At 57.1% G+C, this 18,221-nt stretch carries 19 protein-coding genes and 2 pseudogenes; 10 read left to right on the top strand and 11 right to left on the bottom strand.

The window, feature by feature from the left end; translation table 11 throughout:
* Positions 1-51: 51 nt before the first annotated feature.
* From BDK61_RS17365 to BDK61_RS17350, 4 genes are all read left to right on the top strand, one after another.
* Positions 52-714, top strand: a complete 663-nt coding sequence (locus BDK61_RS17365) for a DUF6735 family protein (protein ID WP_121303975.1) — start codon at positions 52-54, stop codon at positions 712-714.
* 74 nt (positions 715-788) lie between these two features.
* A complete protein-coding gene (locus BDK61_RS17360) occupies positions 789-1,211 on the top strand; it encodes a hypothetical protein (RefSeq protein WP_121303974.1) in 423 nt (140 codons plus the stop codon).
* A 103-nt stretch (positions 1,212-1,314) separates the two neighbouring features.
* A complete protein-coding gene (locus BDK61_RS17355) occupies positions 1,315-1,815 on the top strand; it encodes a PX domain-containing protein (protein WP_121303973.1) in 501 nt (166 codons plus the stop codon).
* Positions 1,816-1,868: 53 nt separating this feature from the next.
* Positions 1,869-2,720: an IS5-like element ISHma10 family transposase gene (locus tag BDK61_RS17350; RefSeq protein WP_121301968.1), complete on the top strand. Its 852-nt coding sequence runs from the start codon at positions 1,869-1,871 to the stop codon at positions 2,718-2,720.
* On the opposite strand, the gene BDK61_RS17345 is transcribed toward BDK61_RS17350, so the two are convergent.
* Positions 2,607-4,022, bottom strand: coding sequence for a PAS domain S-box protein (locus BDK61_RS17345; protein WP_121303972.1), 1,416 nt, complete (start codon positions 4,020-4,022; stop codon positions 2,607-2,609). The genes BDK61_RS17350 and BDK61_RS17345 overlap by 114 nt on opposite strands.
* A 315-nt stretch (positions 4,023-4,337) precedes the next feature.
* On the opposite strand from BDK61_RS17345, the pseudogene BDK61_RS17340 reads away from it, so the two are divergent.
* Both BDK61_RS17340 and BDK61_RS17335 read left to right on the top strand, forming a co-directional pair.
* A pseudogene (locus BDK61_RS17340) lies at positions 4,338-4,886 on the top strand (transposase); the annotation flags it as partial.
* A gap of 56 nt (positions 4,887-4,942) precedes the next feature.
* Positions 4,943-5,623: an IS6 family transposase gene (locus BDK61_RS17335; RefSeq protein WP_011224962.1), complete on the top strand. Its 681-nt coding sequence runs from the start codon at positions 4,943-4,945 to the stop codon at positions 5,621-5,623.
* Between the two features lie 653 nt (positions 5,624-6,276).
* Here BDK61_RS17335 and BDK61_RS17330 read toward each other — a convergent pair.
* Both BDK61_RS17330 and BDK61_RS23545 read right to left on the bottom strand, forming a co-directional pair.
* Positions 6,277-6,645: an ASCH domain-containing protein gene (locus tag BDK61_RS17330; protein WP_121303971.1), complete on the bottom strand. Its 369-nt coding sequence runs from the start codon at positions 6,643-6,645 to the stop codon at positions 6,277-6,279.
* A complete protein-coding gene (locus BDK61_RS23545; RefSeq protein ID WP_167467395.1) occupies positions 6,642-6,788 on the bottom strand; it encodes a hypothetical protein in 147 nt (48 codons plus the stop codon). The genes BDK61_RS17330 and BDK61_RS23545 overlap by 4 nt, the downstream gene beginning before the upstream one ends.
* Before the next feature lie 81 nt (positions 6,789-6,869).
* On the opposite strand from BDK61_RS23545, the pseudogene BDK61_RS17325 reads away from it, so the two are divergent.
* Positions 6,870-7,490: pseudogene (locus BDK61_RS17325) on the top strand (Tm-1-like ATP-binding domain-containing protein); the annotation flags it as partial.
* Between the two features lie 106 nt (positions 7,491-7,596).
* Here BDK61_RS17325 and BDK61_RS17320 read toward each other — a convergent pair.
* From BDK61_RS17320 to BDK61_RS17310, 3 genes are all read right to left on the bottom strand, one after another.
* On the bottom strand, positions 7,597-7,986 hold the full coding sequence (locus BDK61_RS17320; protein ID WP_011224959.1) for a DoxX family protein: 390 nt from the start codon (positions 7,984-7,986) through the stop codon (positions 7,597-7,599).
* Positions 7,987-8,061: 75 nt separating this feature from the next.
* A complete protein-coding gene (locus tag BDK61_RS17315; RefSeq protein WP_121303970.1) occupies positions 8,062-8,643 on the bottom strand; it encodes a VIT1/CCC1 transporter family protein in 582 nt (193 codons plus the stop codon).
* 6 nt (positions 8,644-8,649) lie between these two features.
* Positions 8,650-8,940: a DUF211 domain-containing protein gene (locus tag BDK61_RS17310; protein ID WP_007190508.1), complete on the bottom strand. Its 291-nt coding sequence runs from the start codon at positions 8,938-8,940 to the stop codon at positions 8,650-8,652.
* 340 nt (positions 8,941-9,280) lie between these two features.
* Here BDK61_RS17310 and BDK61_RS17305 point away from each other — a divergent pair, with 340 nt between their 5' ends.
* Positions 9,281-10,165 (top strand): universal stress protein, encoded by an 885-nt coding sequence (locus BDK61_RS17305; protein ID WP_004966677.1) that lies wholly within the window; start codon positions 9,281-9,283, stop codon positions 10,163-10,165.
* Positions 10,166-10,290: 125 nt separating this feature from the next.
* Positions 10,291-10,905, top strand: coding sequence for a rod-determining factor RdfA (gene rdfA / locus BDK61_RS17300; protein WP_121303969.1), 615 nt, complete (start codon positions 10,291-10,293; stop codon positions 10,903-10,905).
* 83 nt (positions 10,906-10,988) lie between these two features.
* Here the strand turns inward: rdfA and BDK61_RS24490 are convergent, their stop codons facing one another.
* On the bottom strand, positions 10,989-11,267 hold the full coding sequence (locus BDK61_RS24490) for a DUF7576 family protein (protein ID WP_121303968.1): 279 nt from the start codon (positions 11,265-11,267) through the stop codon (positions 10,989-10,991).
* A 1,250-nt stretch (positions 11,268-12,517) separates the two neighbouring features.
* On the opposite strand from BDK61_RS24490, the gene BDK61_RS24265 reads away from it, so the two are divergent.
* Positions 12,518-12,649 carry a hypothetical protein gene (locus BDK61_RS24265; protein WP_255458705.1) on the top strand — a complete coding sequence of 44 codons (132 nt, stop codon included), beginning with the start codon at positions 12,518-12,520 and terminating at the stop codon, positions 12,647-12,649.
* 201 nt (positions 12,650-12,850) lie between these two features.
* On the opposite strand, the gene lpdA is transcribed toward BDK61_RS24265, so the two are convergent.
* The 4 genes from lpdA to pdhA are packed head-to-tail and all read right to left on the bottom strand — an operon-like array spanning position 12,851 to position 17,976.
* A complete protein-coding gene (lpdA, locus tag BDK61_RS17285) occupies positions 12,851-14,284 on the bottom strand; it encodes a dihydrolipoyl dehydrogenase (RefSeq protein WP_121303967.1) in 1,434 nt (477 codons plus the stop codon).
* The gene (locus BDK61_RS17280; protein WP_121303966.1) at positions 14,284-15,813 is read right to left on the bottom strand and encodes a dihydrolipoamide acetyltransferase family protein; all 1,530 of its coding nucleotides are present in this window, start codon (positions 15,811-15,813) and stop codon (positions 14,284-14,286) included. The genes lpdA and BDK61_RS17280 overlap by 1 nt, the downstream gene beginning before the upstream one ends.
* A gap of 1 nt (position 15,814) precedes the next feature.
* Positions 15,815-16,831 (bottom strand): alpha-ketoacid dehydrogenase subunit beta, encoded by a 1,017-nt coding sequence (locus tag BDK61_RS17275; protein WP_004966546.1) that lies wholly within the window; start codon positions 16,829-16,831, stop codon positions 15,815-15,817.
* Positions 16,828-17,976 (bottom strand): pyruvate dehydrogenase (acetyl-transferring) E1 component subunit alpha, encoded by a 1,149-nt coding sequence (pdhA, locus tag BDK61_RS17270; protein WP_004966548.1) that lies wholly within the window; start codon positions 17,974-17,976, stop codon positions 16,828-16,830. Before pdhA ends, BDK61_RS17275 begins: the two co-directional genes overlap by 4 nt.
* Between the last annotated feature and the right edge of the window lie 245 nt (positions 17,977-18,221).

The raw sequence follows: 18,221 nt of genomic DNA, 5'->3' as shown, positions 1-18,221 counted from the left end.
AGGGGTGCGGGGCGATCCAGTCGTGGGGCGCCCTGCGAGGTGATTGTTCAGATGGGTCACCGCGCACTTGTTGCGTACGAACGGACAGACGGACAGTACACGCTCCACTACTCTCATTGGGGTGCTGCGAACCTGAAGCTCAAGCACCGAATCTCGGCTGAGTCGCCGTTCGGTGGCGACGACACCGACTCCAAGTGGGCGAAACAGCTGCTGGCTGAACTGGCCGATGGCCTCGAGGCAGATGCCGTCGACGGCTACCTCACCGGCGAAAACCGCCCATCGACGGTCGTCGAGCCGAAGCCCCGTGCCACCGACCTCACCCTCGAGGAGATCATCGCTGACCATCTCGACTACCTCCATCACGAGGCGTTCTACGTGGTGTCACCGACCTTCGAGGTGACCGCCTACCGGACGCTGTGGTTCGGCCTGCAGTACGATTCGGAGACAGTCGACCACGGTGAGACGGTCGGGAACGGGGCGCTCGCGACCGTTCGGTGGCACGACGGCGAGCCGGTCGGCGACGGCCATCTGAAGGGGCAGTTCCGGGCGCTGAAGGACGTCGTCGGCGATATGGTCGACAAGGGTGTGTTCACCCAGTCGACGGCTCGCCAGTACCTCAAGCAAAAACTCGGCGAGTGGGTCGGGAAGCGGCAGGAGTTGCGCATCCCGAGCGGTGAAACACCGTCACCGGACGCGACACTTAGCCGCTCGTAGGCCGATCTGCGTCGAAGCAGATGGTGGTTTTCTGGGACAGAAAGGACTGAGCCCCACCGTGGGCTCGTGATTGGATGTCCGAGAAACCAGACGACGACCCATTCAACGATTGCGAGTTAGGTCCCGACGCAGTCCTCGGGACCCGCACCTTCTACGATGTCCTGTTCACCGACGATACCGAGACACCGGTGAACGTGCTAACCGGTGAGACGCCCGCACATTCGCAGGCGACTGTCGAGGAAGCGAAGGCGTTCGCTGCGAGTATCGACACGGACACACCACAAATCGCGCTCCCGGCCTCTGTCGAGACGCAGGTCGAAACCCAGAGCAAACCCTACACCTCGGCTGCGTTCTTCCACTTCAAGGCGACCGGGTCGCTCGAACTGCACCGTGCCTACCACGCCGCCTACGACTCCGACGCGTTCAACGTCGATTTCGAGGCCGACTACGAGTCGGGCAATCTGACGATCACTGTCGAGCGGACACGCGACTCCTGAACGCGATCTCGCGAAGCAAGTTTTTCGAGCGCCGGCGATGGGTGCCGGCGCACCGAGCAGACAGAGTCGAGCCCGGTGAGTCGGCGCTCCGAGGTGATCAAAGATGCATATGGTCATCTACGCGTTAGTCGAGGCACCGACACGGCATGATGCCCTGATCGAAGGAAAAGCAGTCTTCGACCGTCTCGTCGGGGCAAATCCCCACGGCTGCGCCGTGTTTGATTACTACTGTACTTTCGACGAGGAGGATACGACGGTCGCCGGGAAGGCTCGCTGGGGAGATCTGCCGACGGCAGCACCCATCAACTCAGAGGAGGGCGGTGAACTGCTCGATCGAGCCTGGGACACCACAAAGGAAGAGTTTCAGCGGAATCTCGACCGCGTGAAGGAGGCGCTCGACGAGCTCAGCGACGAGGCGATCATGCGCGACGAGGACCTCGCCCGCCACGCGTTCCACCAGGTCGGCGCATACGAAGGGCCCTCGATCCCGATGTACGACCAGCACGCACAGGGGATTCGACATCGGGATCAGCTCGAGCGAGTCCTCGAGGAAGACGAGGACAGCCAGACGCTCTGGATCGTCCCCGCAGACGTTCACTTCTAACGGCTCAATTGAATCCACAGACGGCGCCGGGATAGGTCGTTAGAATCACGGGTATGAAGCGGGAGAGTAATGTTATGCACAACACCCTCTTCCGCTTCGTGAAGCAAGTGGCTTCGCTCGCTCAAAAGCTTACTGACGCTGCGCTGATGGAACTGAGTGATCCAGCCGGCAACGGGTTTGCCGGCTGGAAGCACGCAGTCTTGCTCTATCTGCGCGAACACATGAGCGCGGAGTACGAGGAAATCATCGACTGGGCCGAAGAGATGGAACGTGTTCGAGCGGTATTGAATCTTCAACGCGGGGAGTTTCCCGCGCCTTCGACGCTGTGTAAGGCGTTCAAACGGGCATCGATGACTGTCTGGCGACAGCTGCTCCGCCGGTCGGCGGAGCTGCTGGACCAGAATGGTCACGCCGCAATTGATGCCACCTACTTCGACCGTCAGCAGGCATCGTCTCACTACTTGCGACGGATTGATCGTTCCGTCAAAACGATCCAGACGACGTTTCTCGTAGATACAGCTGAGGGAGCAATTCTTGACTTACACTGCAGCACGAAGTGGCCTGACGAAACCAAGATCGGCCCGAAGGTCGCCCTGCGGAACGCGGGCGACCTTCGAAGCTTGGCCGCTGACAAAGGCTATGATGACATGAGCTTCCGTGAGGAGCTTCGAAACGCCGGGATTCGTCCGCTGATCAAGCACCGTGTTTTCGCTCCTTACGATCACGCACACAACGCCCGAATAGACGACGAGCTCTATGGTCAGCGATCACAGACCGAGTCCGTCAACTCCTCAATCAAGCGCTCGCACGGCTCCGCCGTCCGAGCGCGTGACTGGTTCCGCCAGTTCCGGGAGATAACGCTCATAGCCGGCGTTTACAACGTGGAGCAGGCAATTGAACGCTGAAACGCCGAAATTCGCCGGATTCAATTGAGCCTCCGAAGCAGTTTGCGCGACCGTCTCGTACTGTTCGAGTTCGCGCTTGCGCTCCTGTCGAGCAGTGACATCCCGGAGGACCCCTGCAGTCCCGCGGAACTCGTCGTCCCCGATCAGGGCGAGGCGGTTCTCCACGATACGACGCTCTCCGTCTTCTACCTGCAGTTCGAACTCGGCAGTGGCCGACCGCTCATCCGTGCCAAGCAGTTTCTTGATCTGTCCCTGAATCCGTTCGATGTCCGCTGCTTCCATCCCGATGGAAACGTGTTCGCCGATGATCTCCTCGCCGTAGCCGAACTCGCGTTTCGCGGCGTCGTTGACGAAGGTGAAGCACCCGTCGGTGTCGAGCGCGTACATGGGGTCGTCGACAGCCTCGACAATGCTTTCGTACCGCTCCAAGTCCTCGACTCGGCGACGACGCCCGAGTTCGTTTCCGAGCCACTGCGCGAGGAGTTCGACGAACTCCCGTTCCCGCTGGCCGAACGGCCGCTCGCGTGTGGCCGGTCCGGTGAACTCGACGACGCCATAGTTGTCATCTCCGACGATGACGGGCACACACATAGTCGCTCCACGCACGTCCGAATCGGGGGACTCACGCTGGCCCTTGGCGACGGTGAACGCGCGCCGCTCAGATGCACCCCCGGTGACGTGCTCGTCAATAATAGTTTCTTCAAATGGCACGGCCCGTCCCTGCTCGTACACGTCAGTCTCGCCGGTGGTGTGCTCGACAACGTACGTGTCGTCGTCGACACGTGCGACCGCACCGGCGCTCGCTCCGAGGTACTCACAGCCCAGCGCGAGCAGTCGCTCCACAGTGTCTTCGACGCTGTCGTCGTCCATGGCCGTTCGTTGTAGTCGGCTGAGGGCGTCCACTGTAGACATCGGCGGCTCGTCACGGCTCGTCGCTGACGCCGCCGCCTCGCCGTCACCCGGAAACAGCACCGTCGTGCAGACGTGTGTTTCTGCCTCCGGGCGAACCGTGTAGCTCCGTTGTTCGACGGTGATTCGTGATCCATCTGCGCACTCGAGAAGTCCGTGAGAGCGGCCCTCCGTCTCAGATACCGGAGCCCGGGTATGTCCGCTGTAGTTGTCACCGTCTCGAAGCCAGAACAGGGCAGCCGTCTCCATCCCAAGTAACTCCGATTTCGAGTAGCCGGTCACCCGGGGAAGGGGTTCGGTTACGTCGACAATCATGCCATCAGAGTCACTCACAATCAACCCTTCGTCGTCGTCAGGGTCCGGGCACAGGCCTCCGCGTGCGCTACCATTCATACGAGCAGCCCACCCCAGAATCAGTCGAACTCGCGTCTAACATACCAATTAAGTAAGTGTAATAGCTATTTATATTCTACCTAACCGCGCAGTAGCGGTGAAACACACTTCCAGGTAAGTGCACATCCGACAGCCCGCAGTTTGCGATTCGTCCACCCCATTGTCGCTTTTGACACAACACGATACCGGCCGCGATATCCGTTGTACCTGACGACTAGATTCTCTCTTCGAGCTGCCCGGTGATTCCACTGGTTCTACTATCTGCTCGGCTCTGCACGTTTAATTCGGCGCACGATGTATGCCGTCTAACGGCCGATGCTGCCAATAACGGACTTCCTCTCGTGTACTGACCCACTGGACGAGTTCGATTCGTTGTCGTATCACCAGACACGTCACGCCAAGACGTACGTGACAGGTCTTGCTGCAGCCCGCAGCAGGACCGTGACTGGGATCGCACGAGAGGTCCTTCCGGCAGGGAGTGACCGAACACTCAACAAGTTCCCCACCGAGTATGACTGGGACGAAGACCAGCTCAACCATGAGCGGTTAGAGGAGCTGCAAAAACACGGTGAAACGCGGTGGTCACAGGACGGCTACATCGTCATCGACGATTCGGTGTTCCAGCGAACCGGGAAGGAACTTCCCGGTGCTGGCAAGTTCTACGATCACACCGAAGGCGAACCCGTCTGGGGGCAGGATCTCGTTTACTCGTTCTATACCGACGACAAAACGTCCTATCCGCTCGTGTTTCGCCAGTACAAGAAAGCTGACGACGAGGATCAGGATGACGCAGACGAGACGAAGTACGATCTTTCCCGGGAGATGGTCACGGAACTGGAAGAAGAGGTAGGTGTTCCTGCGGACGGCACTGTCTAGTTGAGCGAGTTTGAGAAACGAGGAGGCCATAGCGAGAAGTGTCCATGCAACTCGCAGACCTCCTCAGAAAGACGTTAGATGAGGACAGCCAAGACGTTTGGGAGAATGAGCGCACCCCAACACCCGTCCGGCGATTTGGGGTGCGTCTCCATACTGCGGGGCTGTCGATCAGGGAGACGGTTGCTATCTTAGACCTGCTGGGTGTCGATCGTTCTCACGGCGCGGTCTGGAATTGGGTGCATACACTGTCTGAAGCCCAGAGCGACCCGCCGACGGCGGAGCCGTCGCGGGTCGCGGTCGATGAGAAACAAATCGAGGTTGACGGCGAAAAGAAGTGGTTGTACGCCGCTGTCGACACCGAGTCAAAACTGCTGCTTGAAGTTGACGTGTTCAGCCGCCGCGGGACTGACCCCGCGGCGGCGTTCCTGCATCGACTCACTCAGAAACACGATGTCGCCGATTCAGTGTTTCTCGTTGATGCTGGCGCCTATCTGACTGCCCTCTCACGTCACGATTTGAGCGGTTGGCTCGACTACCGAATCCGGAACCACATTGAAAAGTGGTTCCAGACTGTGACCATGCGCATCGACCGCTTTCACTCCTTCTGGAGGGGCAGTCAATCAAGCGCGAAACAGTGGTTACGACGATTCAGACACCACTACAACCACGAACGGCCGAACCAAGCTCTTGACGGAAAAACGCCAGCTGAGGAGATCCAGAACTAGACAGTGCCGAAATCTCAATACCCCCTGAACGGGAAACTGTCAATTCGTAATTGCCCTTCTCAGTGATTTGGAGTGGGACAGATATTGTTTGGTCAGCCGCTACCTCATATTCTCCCTGCGTTATAACTGAATCCGACCCCTGTACGATGAGAGAGATACTCTCTTTATTTTCGGCCCGATTACGAATTTCAAGATACTGTTCGTCAAAGTCTTCAGGGTCGCCAGTCATCGTAGAGGGGGTGCTTGTACTGCCCGGCGACGAAGCACAGCCTGCCAGACAACCACAGGTGGCGGCGCATAGTATGAGAAGGTTCCTTCGGAGCACTGAGATGATGTGTGTGTTTGTTTTCATAAGTACCTTCTCAAAAATACGTTCCACCGTTAATTGGCTGGTGAACCGCTTCTGAGTCAAACCAAGCACACACCTTGTCTCTGGTGAACGTTATAGCGTACTTTTCTCGAAAGTATTGGTCATAGGAGGAGATATGAGAACTGGTGTGGATGCGCTCCAGACCACGACACCTCCAACCGGCAGTCGACGTTGATACATTGCGTTCCTCAGTCTCAAATCTGTCCGTACTTTCTCTCGAACAAATATGGGCCCAGAGAGTGTCTGAAACCAAAAGCAGGCGGTTTGCTACTGCCGGAAAGGTTCAGGCACCACTTGCTGCGGACTCGCTCGGCCGCTCTCTGCCGACGTATTCGAACTCAACGACGTCAACGACAAGTTCCGGGTCCCAGTCGCCGTTGATCTGCGTCCATGCCTTGCGGAACTCGGCCATGTCATAGCCACCTTCCTTTCGAGCGTCCTCGTGGCTCATCTCGCCGAGCGGTTCTTGATACAGGTTAGTGATACGAAGATAGCAGTCACACGCTTCGTCGCTGGTGAACATCTCTGTCACAGCCATTCGGATGTCGTCCTCGGACGGTCGCGGGTAGTTGTCAGCCCAGTCACGGCGGGTCGCCGTCTTCGTGCCGTCTCGAATCGCCGCAATGTGGCGGGGTTTGAACAGAAGTGTCATTTCATCTCGTGTCTCATCTTCTGCCGCTTGTCCACAACAGTTCGGGATTCGTCGTTAGCGGCCAGAATGATGGCTTCGAGCACGTCGATCTTGCAGACAAACACGAATCCGATCAGGCCGGCAAAGAGAATTTTGCGGACCATTATGCTACGTCTGCCACGTCTACCTAAAAAAGACCTGGTCAGTTTACGTGTCTGGTCCTCAGCCCGATTAGATATTACCTGGCCAGAGAACACCTTGAAGAATCGGGGTACGAAACAATCGTCTTTCACGCGACCGGCACTGGCGGGCAGGCGATGGAGAGACTGATCCGGGAGGGTATCATTGACGGCGTGCTCGACATAACGACGACCGAGTGGGCGGACGAGCTCGTCGGCGGTGTGCTCAACGCCGGGCCAGAGCGACTGGACGCCGCAGCCCAGACGGGCGTTCCGCAGGTTGTCTCGACGGGGGCGCTCGACATGGTAAACTTCGGCCCGCGTGATTCGGTCCCCGATGAGTTCGAGGGGCGACAGTTCCACGTCCACAACCCGCAGGTGACGCTGATGCGAACCACGCCCGAGGAATGTGCGGAGCTGGGCGAAATCCTCGCAACAAAGCTGAATGCCGCGACTGGCCCAGCGGCAGTGGCACTTCCGCTCGGCGGGGTCTCGGTGCTAGATGTCGAGGGTGAAGACTTCTACGACCCCGAGGCGGATGCAGCGCTGTTCGACGCCATCCACAAGCACATCGACCCGGCGGTCGAACTGTTCGAAATGGAGGCCCCCATCAACGACGAAGCGTTCGCACGGGCGCTGGCGGAGAAACTGGACGAGTACATGCGTGCCGCCGGCGTCGGTCCCTGAACGAACCCGATACCATGTGCTCGACGTTCGAGACTTGTGATAAGCGGAATAGGGCCGGTCCGTCGAAGGAGGGGCCGAGCCCGGTCACTCGGAGGAGTCCCCCCACTCAGTCAGTGTACCAGTACGCCCAGAGGATCAACACGCCCTGAACTGGCAGCCGTGCCCAGCGGACCAGCGCAGATGGATCGCCGCCACCCGTCCCCTCAATGGTGACCATGGAGACAGCCATGTAGACGTTCGCGGGAAAGATCGCGACGAGCAATGCGATCGTCGCCCAGGCGGCGTGCGATCGCGTCCGCGGTACCAGCAGGCCGAGCCCGACTGCGACCTCGGCGACGCCGGATAGATACACCAGCGCAAGTGCCGCCGGCAAGACCGGTGGCACGATCTGGACGTATAGTTCCGGCACGATGAAATGCAATATTCCAGCAACGACGTACAGGAGCGCCATCACATAGCACAAGGGCCGTTTGAACTGCCGCAAGCCAACACGCATCTACTATCGGGTATGGCGGCCAGTGAAAAGCAAGTTGGGATTTGTGCTCCAGCCCGGAAACAGAGGAGCGGCCACTCACCCTGGAAGAAAGAGGTTGAGGATCGCAACGACCAATCCGGCAAGTCCCATCCGAACGGCAGCAACGTACCACCGCTGGTCCGAAATAGAGCCCATGTAGGCACCGAACACACCTAACACACCGATACCCAGGCCGACCGCAATGAGTGCCGCCTCTGCCATTGTGACGACGGTCCCCGCTACGAGGAACGGGGTCAGCGGAATCAGAACCCCGATAAGTGGCCCCAGCCCGCTCATCGTGGCGTGGACGAAGCGGACACCGCGCTGGTTCCGCTGAACGCGGGTATCGTCAAGGTCCGTGAGCATCGCTTGTTCGATACGTCTGATTTCGGCCCGGGTTTCGGCACGTTCGATTTCCCAGACGCTCCAGACCGCAGAGGTCCCGAGACCGACTGCCGCGCCCAGTCCGATTTTGATCACAGTGTACCCATGAGGGACCCCGGAAAGGACAGCACCAACGATGATACCAATGCTCGTGAGCGTCCCGTCGAAGCCGTTCGAGATGAAGTACCGACGAGAGATCGCAAGGACATCTTCCTTCCCGAGAAGCCGCCTGAAGAGTTGTCGAATGGACGCCACGGCGTCTCAGCCATCCTGTAACGTCCGTCGATCCGTAACAACGGAGTCACCGCAGGCAACCTGATCTACAGAGTGTACCGACCCACCGAGGTTTTCGATCGTTTCATCGATCGCCTCGAAGTCCAGATCGTCGCTTTCAAAGGTGAGCTTGATGTTTTGCACTTCCTGATCTAGTTCGATCAGAGACGATGTTACGCCCTCGACGCTTTCAATTTCGGCCAGTTGCTTGGTGAACGTCAGTAGCGGCGGGTCGTGTGGTTTCAGTACATCGATGACCAGTCGTCGGACTGCTGCCATATCCCAACACGCGAGGGGTTATGGTAAAAATGTGTGCCAACACTACACTGTTACCGCGCTAAACGTATTGAGGCGTCTAACGGCGGTGCTGTCCGTTCACTATCCGGATACAGAGGACTGCAGCAGGCGAGATGTTATTAGATACCCCTGTGTAGTTCTTCGAACAGCGTCTCTGAAGTGCCATGTATCTGAAAAGACACCGAGGCCAACAGTTTGAGACACAGGCAACGACACAGAAGCCACGCTCAACGAGGAACAAACAGGGACCCGTCCCCGAGTACCGCGCTACGTACGCCGTTGCCCAGATAGCTGACTGACATGCAAACACACGACTACCAGTATGTACGACACCATCCTGTTCCCGACCGACGGAAGCAACGCCGCAGAATCGGTCCTTGAATACGCGCTACAGATCGCATCCGAACATGAGGCGACGATGCACATCCTCAACGTCGCCGACACTGGCCGAGACAGCGTCACTACGATTCGTGGAGAGGTCATCGACGTGCTCGAAACAGAAGGAGAGCGCATCGTGGCGGAAGCCACACAATATGCGAAAGATGAGGGCGTTCCCGTTGTCTCTGCGGTGCTTCAGGGTGACCCGCACAAGACGATCGTCGACTACAGCCAACAGTCCGACAGTGATTGCATCGTTATGCCGACACACGGACAGCGTGGGATCCAGCGAATCCTGCTCGGGAGCGTCACTGAACGCGTCATCAACACAGCGGAAGTTCCTGTCATTGCGGTCAACCCTGACAGAGATCGGCCACTCGTGTATCCGCCACAGCACGTCCTCGTCCCGACGGATGGGAGCCGTGGCGCAGATCTCGCACTGACAGAGGGGATTGCTGTCGCGAGGGCGACGGACGCAACACTCCATCTGCTTCACGTTGTCGAGACTGGTGGCCTCGGGCCGGATGCACGCTCCGTTCTGAAAGAGGGGGAGCTGACTGAGCGAGCGAACGAAATTATGGCCGGGGCGACCGAGAAGATCGACGACACCTCGCTTGACACGGTCACCAGTGTCATTGAGCACGGTGACCCCTCGAAGGTGATTTGCGACTACATCGACGAGAATGAAGTCGATCTCGCGGTTATGGGGACACACGGGCAGACTGATTTCAGCAGGTACGTCATGGGAGGCGTCAGCGCCAAACTCGTCCGAAAGTCCCCGGTCCCGGTGACGTGGGTTCGCGAGCCCGAATCTGCGTCAGATGAGTAGCTCGGTTTGTGAATCGGTCAACGCATACCAGCGTACAGGCCCGATACAACTCTGCGTGTGAAGGCCCCGGCAGGGCTCTCGATATGCGAGAGTGTTTAGTAACTATGGGGCTCTTAAATCGGATCATGACCACAGACGACTCACAGTCCGATGGGGGAACGAGCAAGGTCGATGCCGTAATTCAAAAATACGATCTTGTCGGGATGGGTGCAGAACTCGAAAATCGGTGGGTTGGTGCTGACGGAGAGAAAGAAAGTACTCGCGACCTTGCTGACTACTTCAACCGGTCGGTGCTTGAGTCCGCCATCGATGGGAGTGACGCTCCGACATTGAGTGGCGACATCCAGCAGGTCTATCAGTCACTGCACGAAGATGATGCGGACGCCCCGCTCATACGCTCTCGGCTTGAACAGAGCGGGATCGATGTCGAATCCGTGATGGCTGATTTTATCTCCCACCAGACGGTGTATCGCTATCTCAAGAACGACCGTGGCGCGGCCCGACCTGAGCAGACGCCCGCAGAACGAAAAGAGAGCGCCATCGACTCAATACAGCGCCTCCGGGGCCGAACCACCGCTGTCACGAGACAAACTATCGAGAGTCTGAACAAAAACGATGCTATCTCGGTCGGCGATTTCAACATCATCAACGAAGTACAGGTGCTGTGTGAGGACTGTGGCCGTAGCTACGATATTGTCGCGTTTCTGAAACAGGATGGCTGTGACTGTCAATCCAAATGAGATATCTGTCCGTATTGTCAAAAAGAAGCTAGTAGCCCAGCTAGCGGTCCGGTACGCGGACATTCCCCCACGACAGCCAGTGCTCAGCCGAGCCGCGGGAACCGAGCCGTCTTACAATCGACACCGCAGAACGCGTATTCCGTGACGTTGCCAGCACTATCTCTGGTCGTGACATTTCGATACCGGACGTTTTCACCGATCGGCGTTCCGCAGTGGTCGCAGTGTCGCGTTGCAATCGAGCTAACTACGACCCGGATAGATTGGCTCTCAACGCTTTCAGGGACCGCCCTCCGCGCTTGGTCTGCGTTTGCGATGTCTGCTGATTGTTGGCTACAGTACTTCTGCGTGTTTTGTGCGTTCATGATGTCGCTGATTATGATTTCGTCGTTGGTGTCGCAGCGCTTCGTGAGGTGGGTCGTCGCGACCCGAAAACCGTCGGCTGGCGCTTTGGGGACCAGCCAGGACTGACGTTTTCCACCTGTGTGCCGGCGTTTGCCCGCACTGTGGTGGTCTACGTCAGTTTAAAATTTGAAAAATGTAAAAAACGTAAAACCGGATGTAGAAGGGTCTGCACTGATCAGCTGCCGGGACAGCGGGCTTGCGTTCCAAGCCATACAGTCGACGCCCGGGTTCATGAGACTATCTTTAACGGATGTACACTTAACCATTTTGTGAGTGGTGTTCACACCCAGCACTCAATCGAGCTAGTGAACGGCCCCATCTCAGTGAAAACACTGACCAGACCAACCAAATGATTAAATACGATAGTTTAGTATACGAAGGTATGGAGCCGGGTACCCAGACGGCAAAAGCGCCCCGGAAAACGATGGGACCAGTGGCTATAGCGACCGGTTATCCGTTTTTTACACTGCCTACCCGATAGCCTGCGTAGACCACTACAGTCCGGGCGTAACCCGGCACAGGTGGAAAACGTCGGTGAAACGACCGTAGCGGTTCCAGAGTCGTGTGTAACAGTAGATGGAACGAGTGCAATCGCTGTCAACAATCAACCAAGGCAAACAATGAATGGACAAGCTGAGGCGGAGCAATCACTAACAACTGCTCGTTGCGCTATGGAAGCCAGCAGCAACGCAGTCGCTACTGAACTGAATATCCAGAACAAGTCAACTCGAATCTTGGTCGGTGGGTCACCGGACTACCGCTGTGATTACTGTGGACAGGTGATCAGCGAACAGATGAGGTATAGCGGGGTTACGATACGTAACTCGGACGGGGGGGGGGGATAACAGAGCATTTCTTCTGTGAAGAGGAATGCATGACATCGCAGTACCCCGATATCTAACATACCTGTTTCGGCGAGGAGCAGACCCGGTCATGAATCTACAGCGAGAGTGTATATAATCCAAAATATTCGGATTACACTCAGCATTGTAGAACTGCAAATGATGAGAAGGACTGGCACACGATGCAACGACAAAGTGTTCAGCGCAGAAAATGGTCCGAATGTGTCTATATCTTCGCCGAATCGAAACAGATACGCTATTATACTGTTCTGAGATATCGTTCAATATATAAACATTCCCGGAATGTTAATATTCAGTGGTACAGAGTAAGGGACGAATTTATATACGTCTGTCAGCCATGCCATCGTATGACATGCTACAACGCAAGCAAGGGAATTCTGTACGAAAACCTCCCAACAGACGCACCGAGACCCGAAGAAGAGGAAAACAAACTGAGCGCCAGTGACGCTGGCGCAACCCAGACGGTCGCAAACGACTGACTCTGGATCGTCTCGGACGTCCGACTCTGGAATCAAACTACGGTCTGTCTGACCCACACAAGGCGGAGAGCCCGGTCAGAGAACGACTTGTTCTGGAGCTGCATCTTCAAACCGGCAAACAGTATCGGATAGACGATGACTGGATAGATATCCGCTCGGTTTGGCTGTGTATCCCGTGACTGAGGTGTCAATATGGCCTGGTCAGTTTCGTCTGTGTATCGCCTTCCCTCTCGCATTCTGTGCAGCTTCCATTATCGCTTCACTTAATGTTGGATGTGTGTGAACAGTTGAGCCAATGTCCTCAAGCTTTGCACCCATCTCTATCATGGCTGCGATTTCTGCAATCAACTCGGATGCCTCTGGACCGATAATCTGTGCACCGATCACACGTTCGGTTTCTTTTGTGGCGATAATTCGGACAAAGCCTTCTGCCCGGTTTGCTGTTAGTGCTCGTCCAGACGCCTGGAACTGGAACTCGCCTGTGACAGGTGTCATACCCTTGTTCGCTGCTTCGTTCTCTGTCAGCCCGACAGTTCCGATTTCCGGGTCGGTAAACACGGCGGCCGGGAGTGCCTGATAATCGACCGCAGCGGGTTCACCAGCAATGACCTCCGCTGCAACCTCCCCTTCTTTCGATCCTTTGTGTGCGAGCATCGGCTCACCAGCAACGTCACCGACCGCGAAAATGTGCTCCTTGTTCGTCCGGCATGTGCTATCTGTCGGAATGAATCCCTGAGCATTGGTCTCGACGCCGGCATCGTCGATGCTGAGCGTGTCTGTCACCGGGCGTCTGCCAACAGCAACGAGTATTCTGTCAGCGGTGAGTTCTATATCACTATCATGCGCCGCCTCGTCTGCAGGGACAGCAGTCAGGACGGCCTTACCATCCGACGCTGCCCAGCTGTCTGCGGTGTACCCGAAATGGAAATCCACACCGAGACGCTCTGCTCGCTTCCTGACTATCGAGGCAATGTCTTCCTCATAGCTGGGAAGCGCCTGCTCTAGCATCTCAATGACCGAGACATCGCTTCCAAGTCGGCTATAGACAGTCGCTAGCTCCATGCCGATGTATCCGGCTCCAACGATTACGAGCTCGTCGGGCACTGTGTCGAAGTTCAGCGCGCCATCTGACGAAACAATACGCTCATCCTCAAAACCGAACCCTGGAATTTCAATCGGTCTGGACCCCGTCGCGATAATACAGTTTTCGAATTTCAGCGATTCAGACCCCTGGCCCTCGCCCTGATGGATGATTCTGACCTTGTTTTCGTCGGCAAATTCGGCAGTCCCTTTCAGCAGGTTCACCCCAGCTGCCGTACACAGTTGCTCGATACCGCTCGTTAACTGGTCGACAACGCCGTCTTTCCAGTTAATCATCTCGTCGAGCGCAACTGTTGGGTCTGCGTAAATCCCCAGTTCCTCCGCCTGGCCCGCCTCTGATGCCAGTTTTGAACCGTGTATCAGGGCCTTAGAGGGGATACAGCCACGATTGAGACAGGCGCCCCCATACTCTCCTTTTTCAACAAGCGTGACATCAAGGGCAAGCTGTGCAGCGCGAATCGCGGCGACGTATCCGCCGGGGCCCGCGCCAATAACCAGTACGTCAGTCGACGTAGTTACATCTCCGACAACCATTATTCTAGTAGTAGCAGGTTTGGATTTTGCAGGTACTTCTGTATGGAGTTTGTAAATTGTGCGGCGTCTGCGCCATCAAGCACTCGATGATCGAACGACAGCGAGAGTGTCATGATGTGACGAGGTTCTATCGTCTCTTCACCATCCGCTTCGACGACCCGTGGCTTCTTTTTAATTTCACCCAGTGCCAGGATAGCGCTCTCCGGCTGGTTGATGATTGGCGTTCCATACTCCCCGCCAATCCCGCCGATGTTCGAGATAGTAAATGTCCCGCCGCGCATTTCCTCCGGCGAAAGACTGCGTTCTCTCGCTTTCTGGGTTTTTTCGTTGGTTTCCGATGCGACCTCCAGCAGGCCTTTCGCATCAACATTCTCGACAACGGGAACCAGCAGCCCGTCATCAGTTGCCGTTGCGACACCGATGTTGTAATACTGCTTTTCGACTATCTCTTCGTTTGCTTCGTCCAGAGAGACATTTACCTGCGGATTCTCTTGTAGAGCCGCGGCACACGCTTTCATTACGAACGGCATATACGTCAGTCGGATATCGTGCGCCTCGGCCTCCTGTCTGAGGGTCGAACGAGCATCGACCAGCGCAGTAATATCAACCTCATCCTGATGAGTGACGTGTGGGGCCGTATATTTCGACGATGTCATCGCCGCTCCAATCGTCTGCCTGATCCCCTTGTACGGCTTCCGAGACTCGGGGCGCGCTGGCTCGTCTGCCGCTGCCCTCTCAGCTACCGCGTCTCGATCCGTCTGCTGTGCCTGCTGCTGTGCCTCGGCATACTCTTGGACCGCTTCGAGCGTGACAAACGGTTCTCCGTCTTTTTGTTCATCAGTGGGGACAGTATCGAGATCAATCCCTTCCTCCGCTGCGATGTGTCTCGTTTTCGGGACGGCCACCGTCGTCTCCCGGTCTACCACTTCTCTCGTCTGTGCCGGACTGACAGACTGCGCCGGGGCTGCCTGCTGTGTTCGTTGCTCGGCAGCAGTGGTCTGTTGGCTTGAACGCTCCTGAGTCGAGGATTCCGGACTCGCGTACGCGCGGACATCCGGCTCCGTTATACGTCCCGAAGACGAGTCCGCAACGCTGGAAATATCGACGCCCAGTTCGCGGGCGAGACGCCGCACAGACGGCGGGGCGGGGACCTGGACGCGCTGTGTAATCGCTGGTTCTGACTGCGTCTCTTCGGCTGGCTGTGCCGTGGTTCCGTCGTTGATTTGTTGGCCAGTGTCCGCAGTAGCGTCGTCTGCAGGCGTTGTTTCAGTTCCGCCTGGTTCGTCTTCCCCCTCGACTCGGAAGACGATAATCACGTCACCGACTGGGACTATTTCACCTTCCGCGGCACGAAGTTCTTCGACAACACCGTCGACAGGGGATGGGACGTCAACGACGGCTTTGTCGGTCTCGACTTCCGCGACTGGCTGGTCCTCGGAAACTGCGTCACCCGGCTCAACACGCCAGCGAAGCAGTTCGCCCTCGGCGACGCCTTCTCCGACATCGGGGAGCTCGAATTCGCGTACCATGTTAGAAATCGACTGTTTCGCGGATGCCGTCTTGGATACGGACCGCCTGTGGCAGGTAGTAATCCTCCAGTGAATGGAGCGGCATGGGGGCATCGAAGCCAGCAATTCGTTTAATTGGCGCTTCCTGATGCACGAGTGCTTCTTCCTGAATCGTCGTTGCGATTTCAGCCCCTAATCCGCCAGTCTTCGGTGCTTCGTGGACAATCGCAGCTCTTCCGGTCTTTTTGAACGAGTCAGTGATCGTCTCTATATCGAGGGGGGACAGGGTTCGCAGGTCGATGACTTCGACATCGATGCCGTGTGACTGGCTAAGATTCTCCGCAGCGATCAGCGCCGGCCGAGTCATTGCGCCCCAAGTGTAGACTGAGATGTCGCTCCCCTCACGCCGGATAGCGGCCTCATTCAGCGACACTTGGTATGGTTTCGTCGGGACATCCTCACGGAAGGCGCGGTAGATCAACTTCGGCTCGAGGAATATAACTGGGTCAGGGTCACGAATCGACGCCGCTAGCAGTCCCTTGGCATCGTAGGGCGTGCTCGGTGAGACGACCTTGAGCCCGGGCTCGTGCACGAAGAACGCTTCCTTTGACTCGGAGTGGTGTTCCGGGGCCCGGATCCCACCGCCGTATGGAGCCCGTATCACCATCGGCACTGAATACTGCCCCTGACTACGGCTCCGGAGGCGTGCAGCGTGACTGACAATCTGGTCGAAAGCAGGATACATGAAGCCCATGAACTGCATCTCAGGAACAGGCTTCATGCCGGTCTGTGCGAGTCCAATCGAAGCCCCGATGATTCCGGCTTCGGCCAGTGGCGTGTCGATGACGCGGTCTTCGCCGAACTCTTCGTATAGCTGGTCAGTTGCTCTGAAGACACCGCCGTTCTTCCCGACGTCTTCGCCCAGAACGACGACGCTGTCGTCCTGTGACATTTCTGTGTACAGCCCGTCCTGTATCGCCTCCACAAGGGTGAGACTCTGGGCTTTCTGGCCCGTCTGCGCGCTGGCTGTCGAACTCATTCCAGCACCTCCGAGAACGCGCCGTCGTCATATTTCTCGCGCAGTCGGTTCAATTCGTCCCGCTGTTCTTCGAGTCGCGCTGGAACGTCCTCGTACACATGCTCGACGATGTTGTCCGGACTCGCTTCTGTCTGCTCTGCCGTCTCTATCGCCTCGCTGACTTCCTGTTCGATACTGTCCTGGATCTCACTCTCGAGGTCGGAATCGAGGATGCCCTCGTTGTACAGATACTTTTCAATGCGGTCCACAGGGTCACGGTCCCGCCAGGCCTCCTCTTCTGATTCGTCTCTGTAAACAGACGGGTCATCCGCGGTCGTGTGTGCGCCGAAGCGATACTGGACAGACTCAATAAGCGTTGGACGGCGCTCTCCGGGACCCGGATTCCGGGCTTTCGCCAGTGCCTCACTGGCGACTTTGTAGACCGCCAGCGGGTCCAGTCCATCGACTCGAACGCCGTCGATACCATACGCCTGTGCCTTTTCAGCGATGGTTTCGCTCGCGGTCTGTCGCTCTCGGGGGACCGAAATCGCCCATTGGTTGTTGTTGCAGACGAATACAGCGGGGACGTCGAACACCCCGGCGAAGTTCAGTCCTTCGTGGAAATCTCCCTCTGAGGTCGCACCATCTCCGAGATGACACAGGACGGCCGTCTCGGTCTTTCCCTGTAGCTTGTGTCCCCACGCCATTCCCATGGCCTGTGGAACCTGCGTTGCAATCGGAATATACTCCGGCATCACGTTGACATCGTCCGGGATCGCGTATCCGTCTCGATAGCCTCTCAGTGGCTCGAACAGGGATACCAGATCCATCCCATGGGCGTACTTCGCCGCGTGCTCTCTGTAGGTCGGGAACAACCAGTCCTGCTCGGCAAGTGCCAGGCTCGTGGCGACCTGGGATCCTTCTTGCCCGGTCATTGGTGCATACGTCGCGAGCCGCCCCTGTCGTTGGAAGCTGATGGCCCGCTGGTCGAAGTGCCGAGCAAGCTTGATTGTCTCATACATCTCAAGTAACTGCCTGTCTGAAATGTCCGGGACAGACGCCTGTGGCAGTACGTTGCCCTCGGCATCCAGTACCTGGACCAGATCCGAGTCTTCTCTTACGGGCGCTGGCAAGTCCGTGCTTCCTGCTTCGTTTTTCATGTTCATTGTTTTCGATAATGTTTTATAATCAACAGACGCTCCCTCAACAGACCCTGATAACCCGAACAGCCGCTGGTTACGGCTCTTCGAGCGCGTTCAAGGCTGGCGTTTTCCACCGGAGCACAGGGCCCACCTGTGCACTGGCAGTCTACGCCAGTTTAAATGTCGAAAATGTAAAAAATGTAGCTGTGGAAGAGGGCAGTGCCCAATCCATTAACTGCCGGGACAGCTGACCTGCAGGGCAGGCGATA

The sequence above is a fragment of the Haloarcula quadrata genome, assembly GCF_003634715.1.
Taxonomy (GTDB): domain Archaea; phylum Halobacteriota; class Halobacteria; order Halobacteriales; family Haloarculaceae; genus Haloarcula; species Haloarcula marismortui.
Note: the sequence above shows the minus strand (reverse complement) of the source record. Positions and strands in the feature narration are given on the sequence as shown.

Bases quoted from the DNA above. Each gene is read 5' to 3' on its own strand.
- BDK61_RS17365 (WP_121303975.1), top strand. From the start codon at position 52: ATGGGTCACCGCGCACTTGTTGCGTACGAACGGACAGACGGACAGTAC.
- BDK61_RS17360 (WP_121303974.1), top strand. From the start codon at position 789: ATGTCCGAGAAACCAGACGACGACCCATTCAACGATTGCGAGTTAGGT.
- BDK61_RS17355 (WP_121303973.1), top strand. From the start codon at position 1,315: ATGCATATGGTCATCTACGCGTTAGTCGAGGCACCGACACGGCATGAT.
- BDK61_RS17350 (WP_121301968.1), top strand. From the start codon at position 1,869: ATGAAGCGGGAGAGTAATGTTATGCACAACACCCTCTTCCGCTTCGTG.
- BDK61_RS17345 (WP_121303972.1), bottom strand. From the start codon at position 4,022: ATGAATGGTAGCGCACGCGGAGGCCTGTGCCCGGACCCTGACGACGAC.
- BDK61_RS17335 (WP_011224962.1), top strand. From the start codon at position 4,943: ATGCAACTCGCAGACCTCCTCAGAAAGACGTTAGATGAGGACAGCCAA.
- BDK61_RS17330 (WP_121303971.1), bottom strand. From the start codon at position 6,645: ATGACACTTCTGTTCAAACCCCGCCACATTGCGGCGATTCGAGACGGC.
- BDK61_RS23545 (WP_167467395.1), bottom strand. From the start codon at position 6,788: ATGGTCCGCAAAATTCTCTTTGCCGGCCTGATCGGATTCGTGTTTGTC.
- BDK61_RS17320 (WP_011224959.1), bottom strand. From the start codon at position 7,986: ATGCGTGTTGGCTTGCGGCAGTTCAAACGGCCCTTGTGCTATGTGATG.
- BDK61_RS17310 (WP_007190508.1), bottom strand. From the start codon at position 8,940: ATGGCAGCAGTCCGACGACTGGTCATCGATGTACTGAAACCACACGAC.
- BDK61_RS17305 (WP_004966677.1), top strand. From the start codon at position 9,281: ATGTACGACACCATCCTGTTCCCGACCGACGGAAGCAACGCCGCAGAA.
- rdfA (WP_121303969.1), top strand. From the start codon at position 10,291: ATGACCACAGACGACTCACAGTCCGATGGGGGAACGAGCAAGGTCGAT.
- BDK61_RS24490 (WP_121303968.1), bottom strand. From the start codon at position 11,267: ATGAACGCACAAAACACGCAGAAGTACTGTAGCCAACAATCAGCAGAC.
- BDK61_RS24265 (WP_255458705.1), top strand. From the start codon at position 12,518: ATGACATGCTACAACGCAAGCAAGGGAATTCTGTACGAAAACCTCCCA.
- lpdA (WP_121303967.1), bottom strand. From the start codon at position 14,284: ATGGTTGTCGGAGATGTAACTACGTCGACTGACGTACTGGTTATTGGC.
- BDK61_RS17280 (WP_121303966.1), bottom strand. From the start codon at position 15,813: ATGGTACGCGAATTCGAGCTCCCCGATGTCGGAGAAGGCGTCGCCGAG.
- BDK61_RS17275 (WP_004966546.1), bottom strand. From the start codon at position 16,831: ATGAGTTCGACAGCCAGCGCGCAGACGGGCCAGAAAGCCCAGAGTCTC.
- pdhA (WP_004966548.1), bottom strand. From the start codon at position 17,976: ATGAACATGAAAAACGAAGCAGGAAGCACGGACTTGCCAGCGCCCGTA.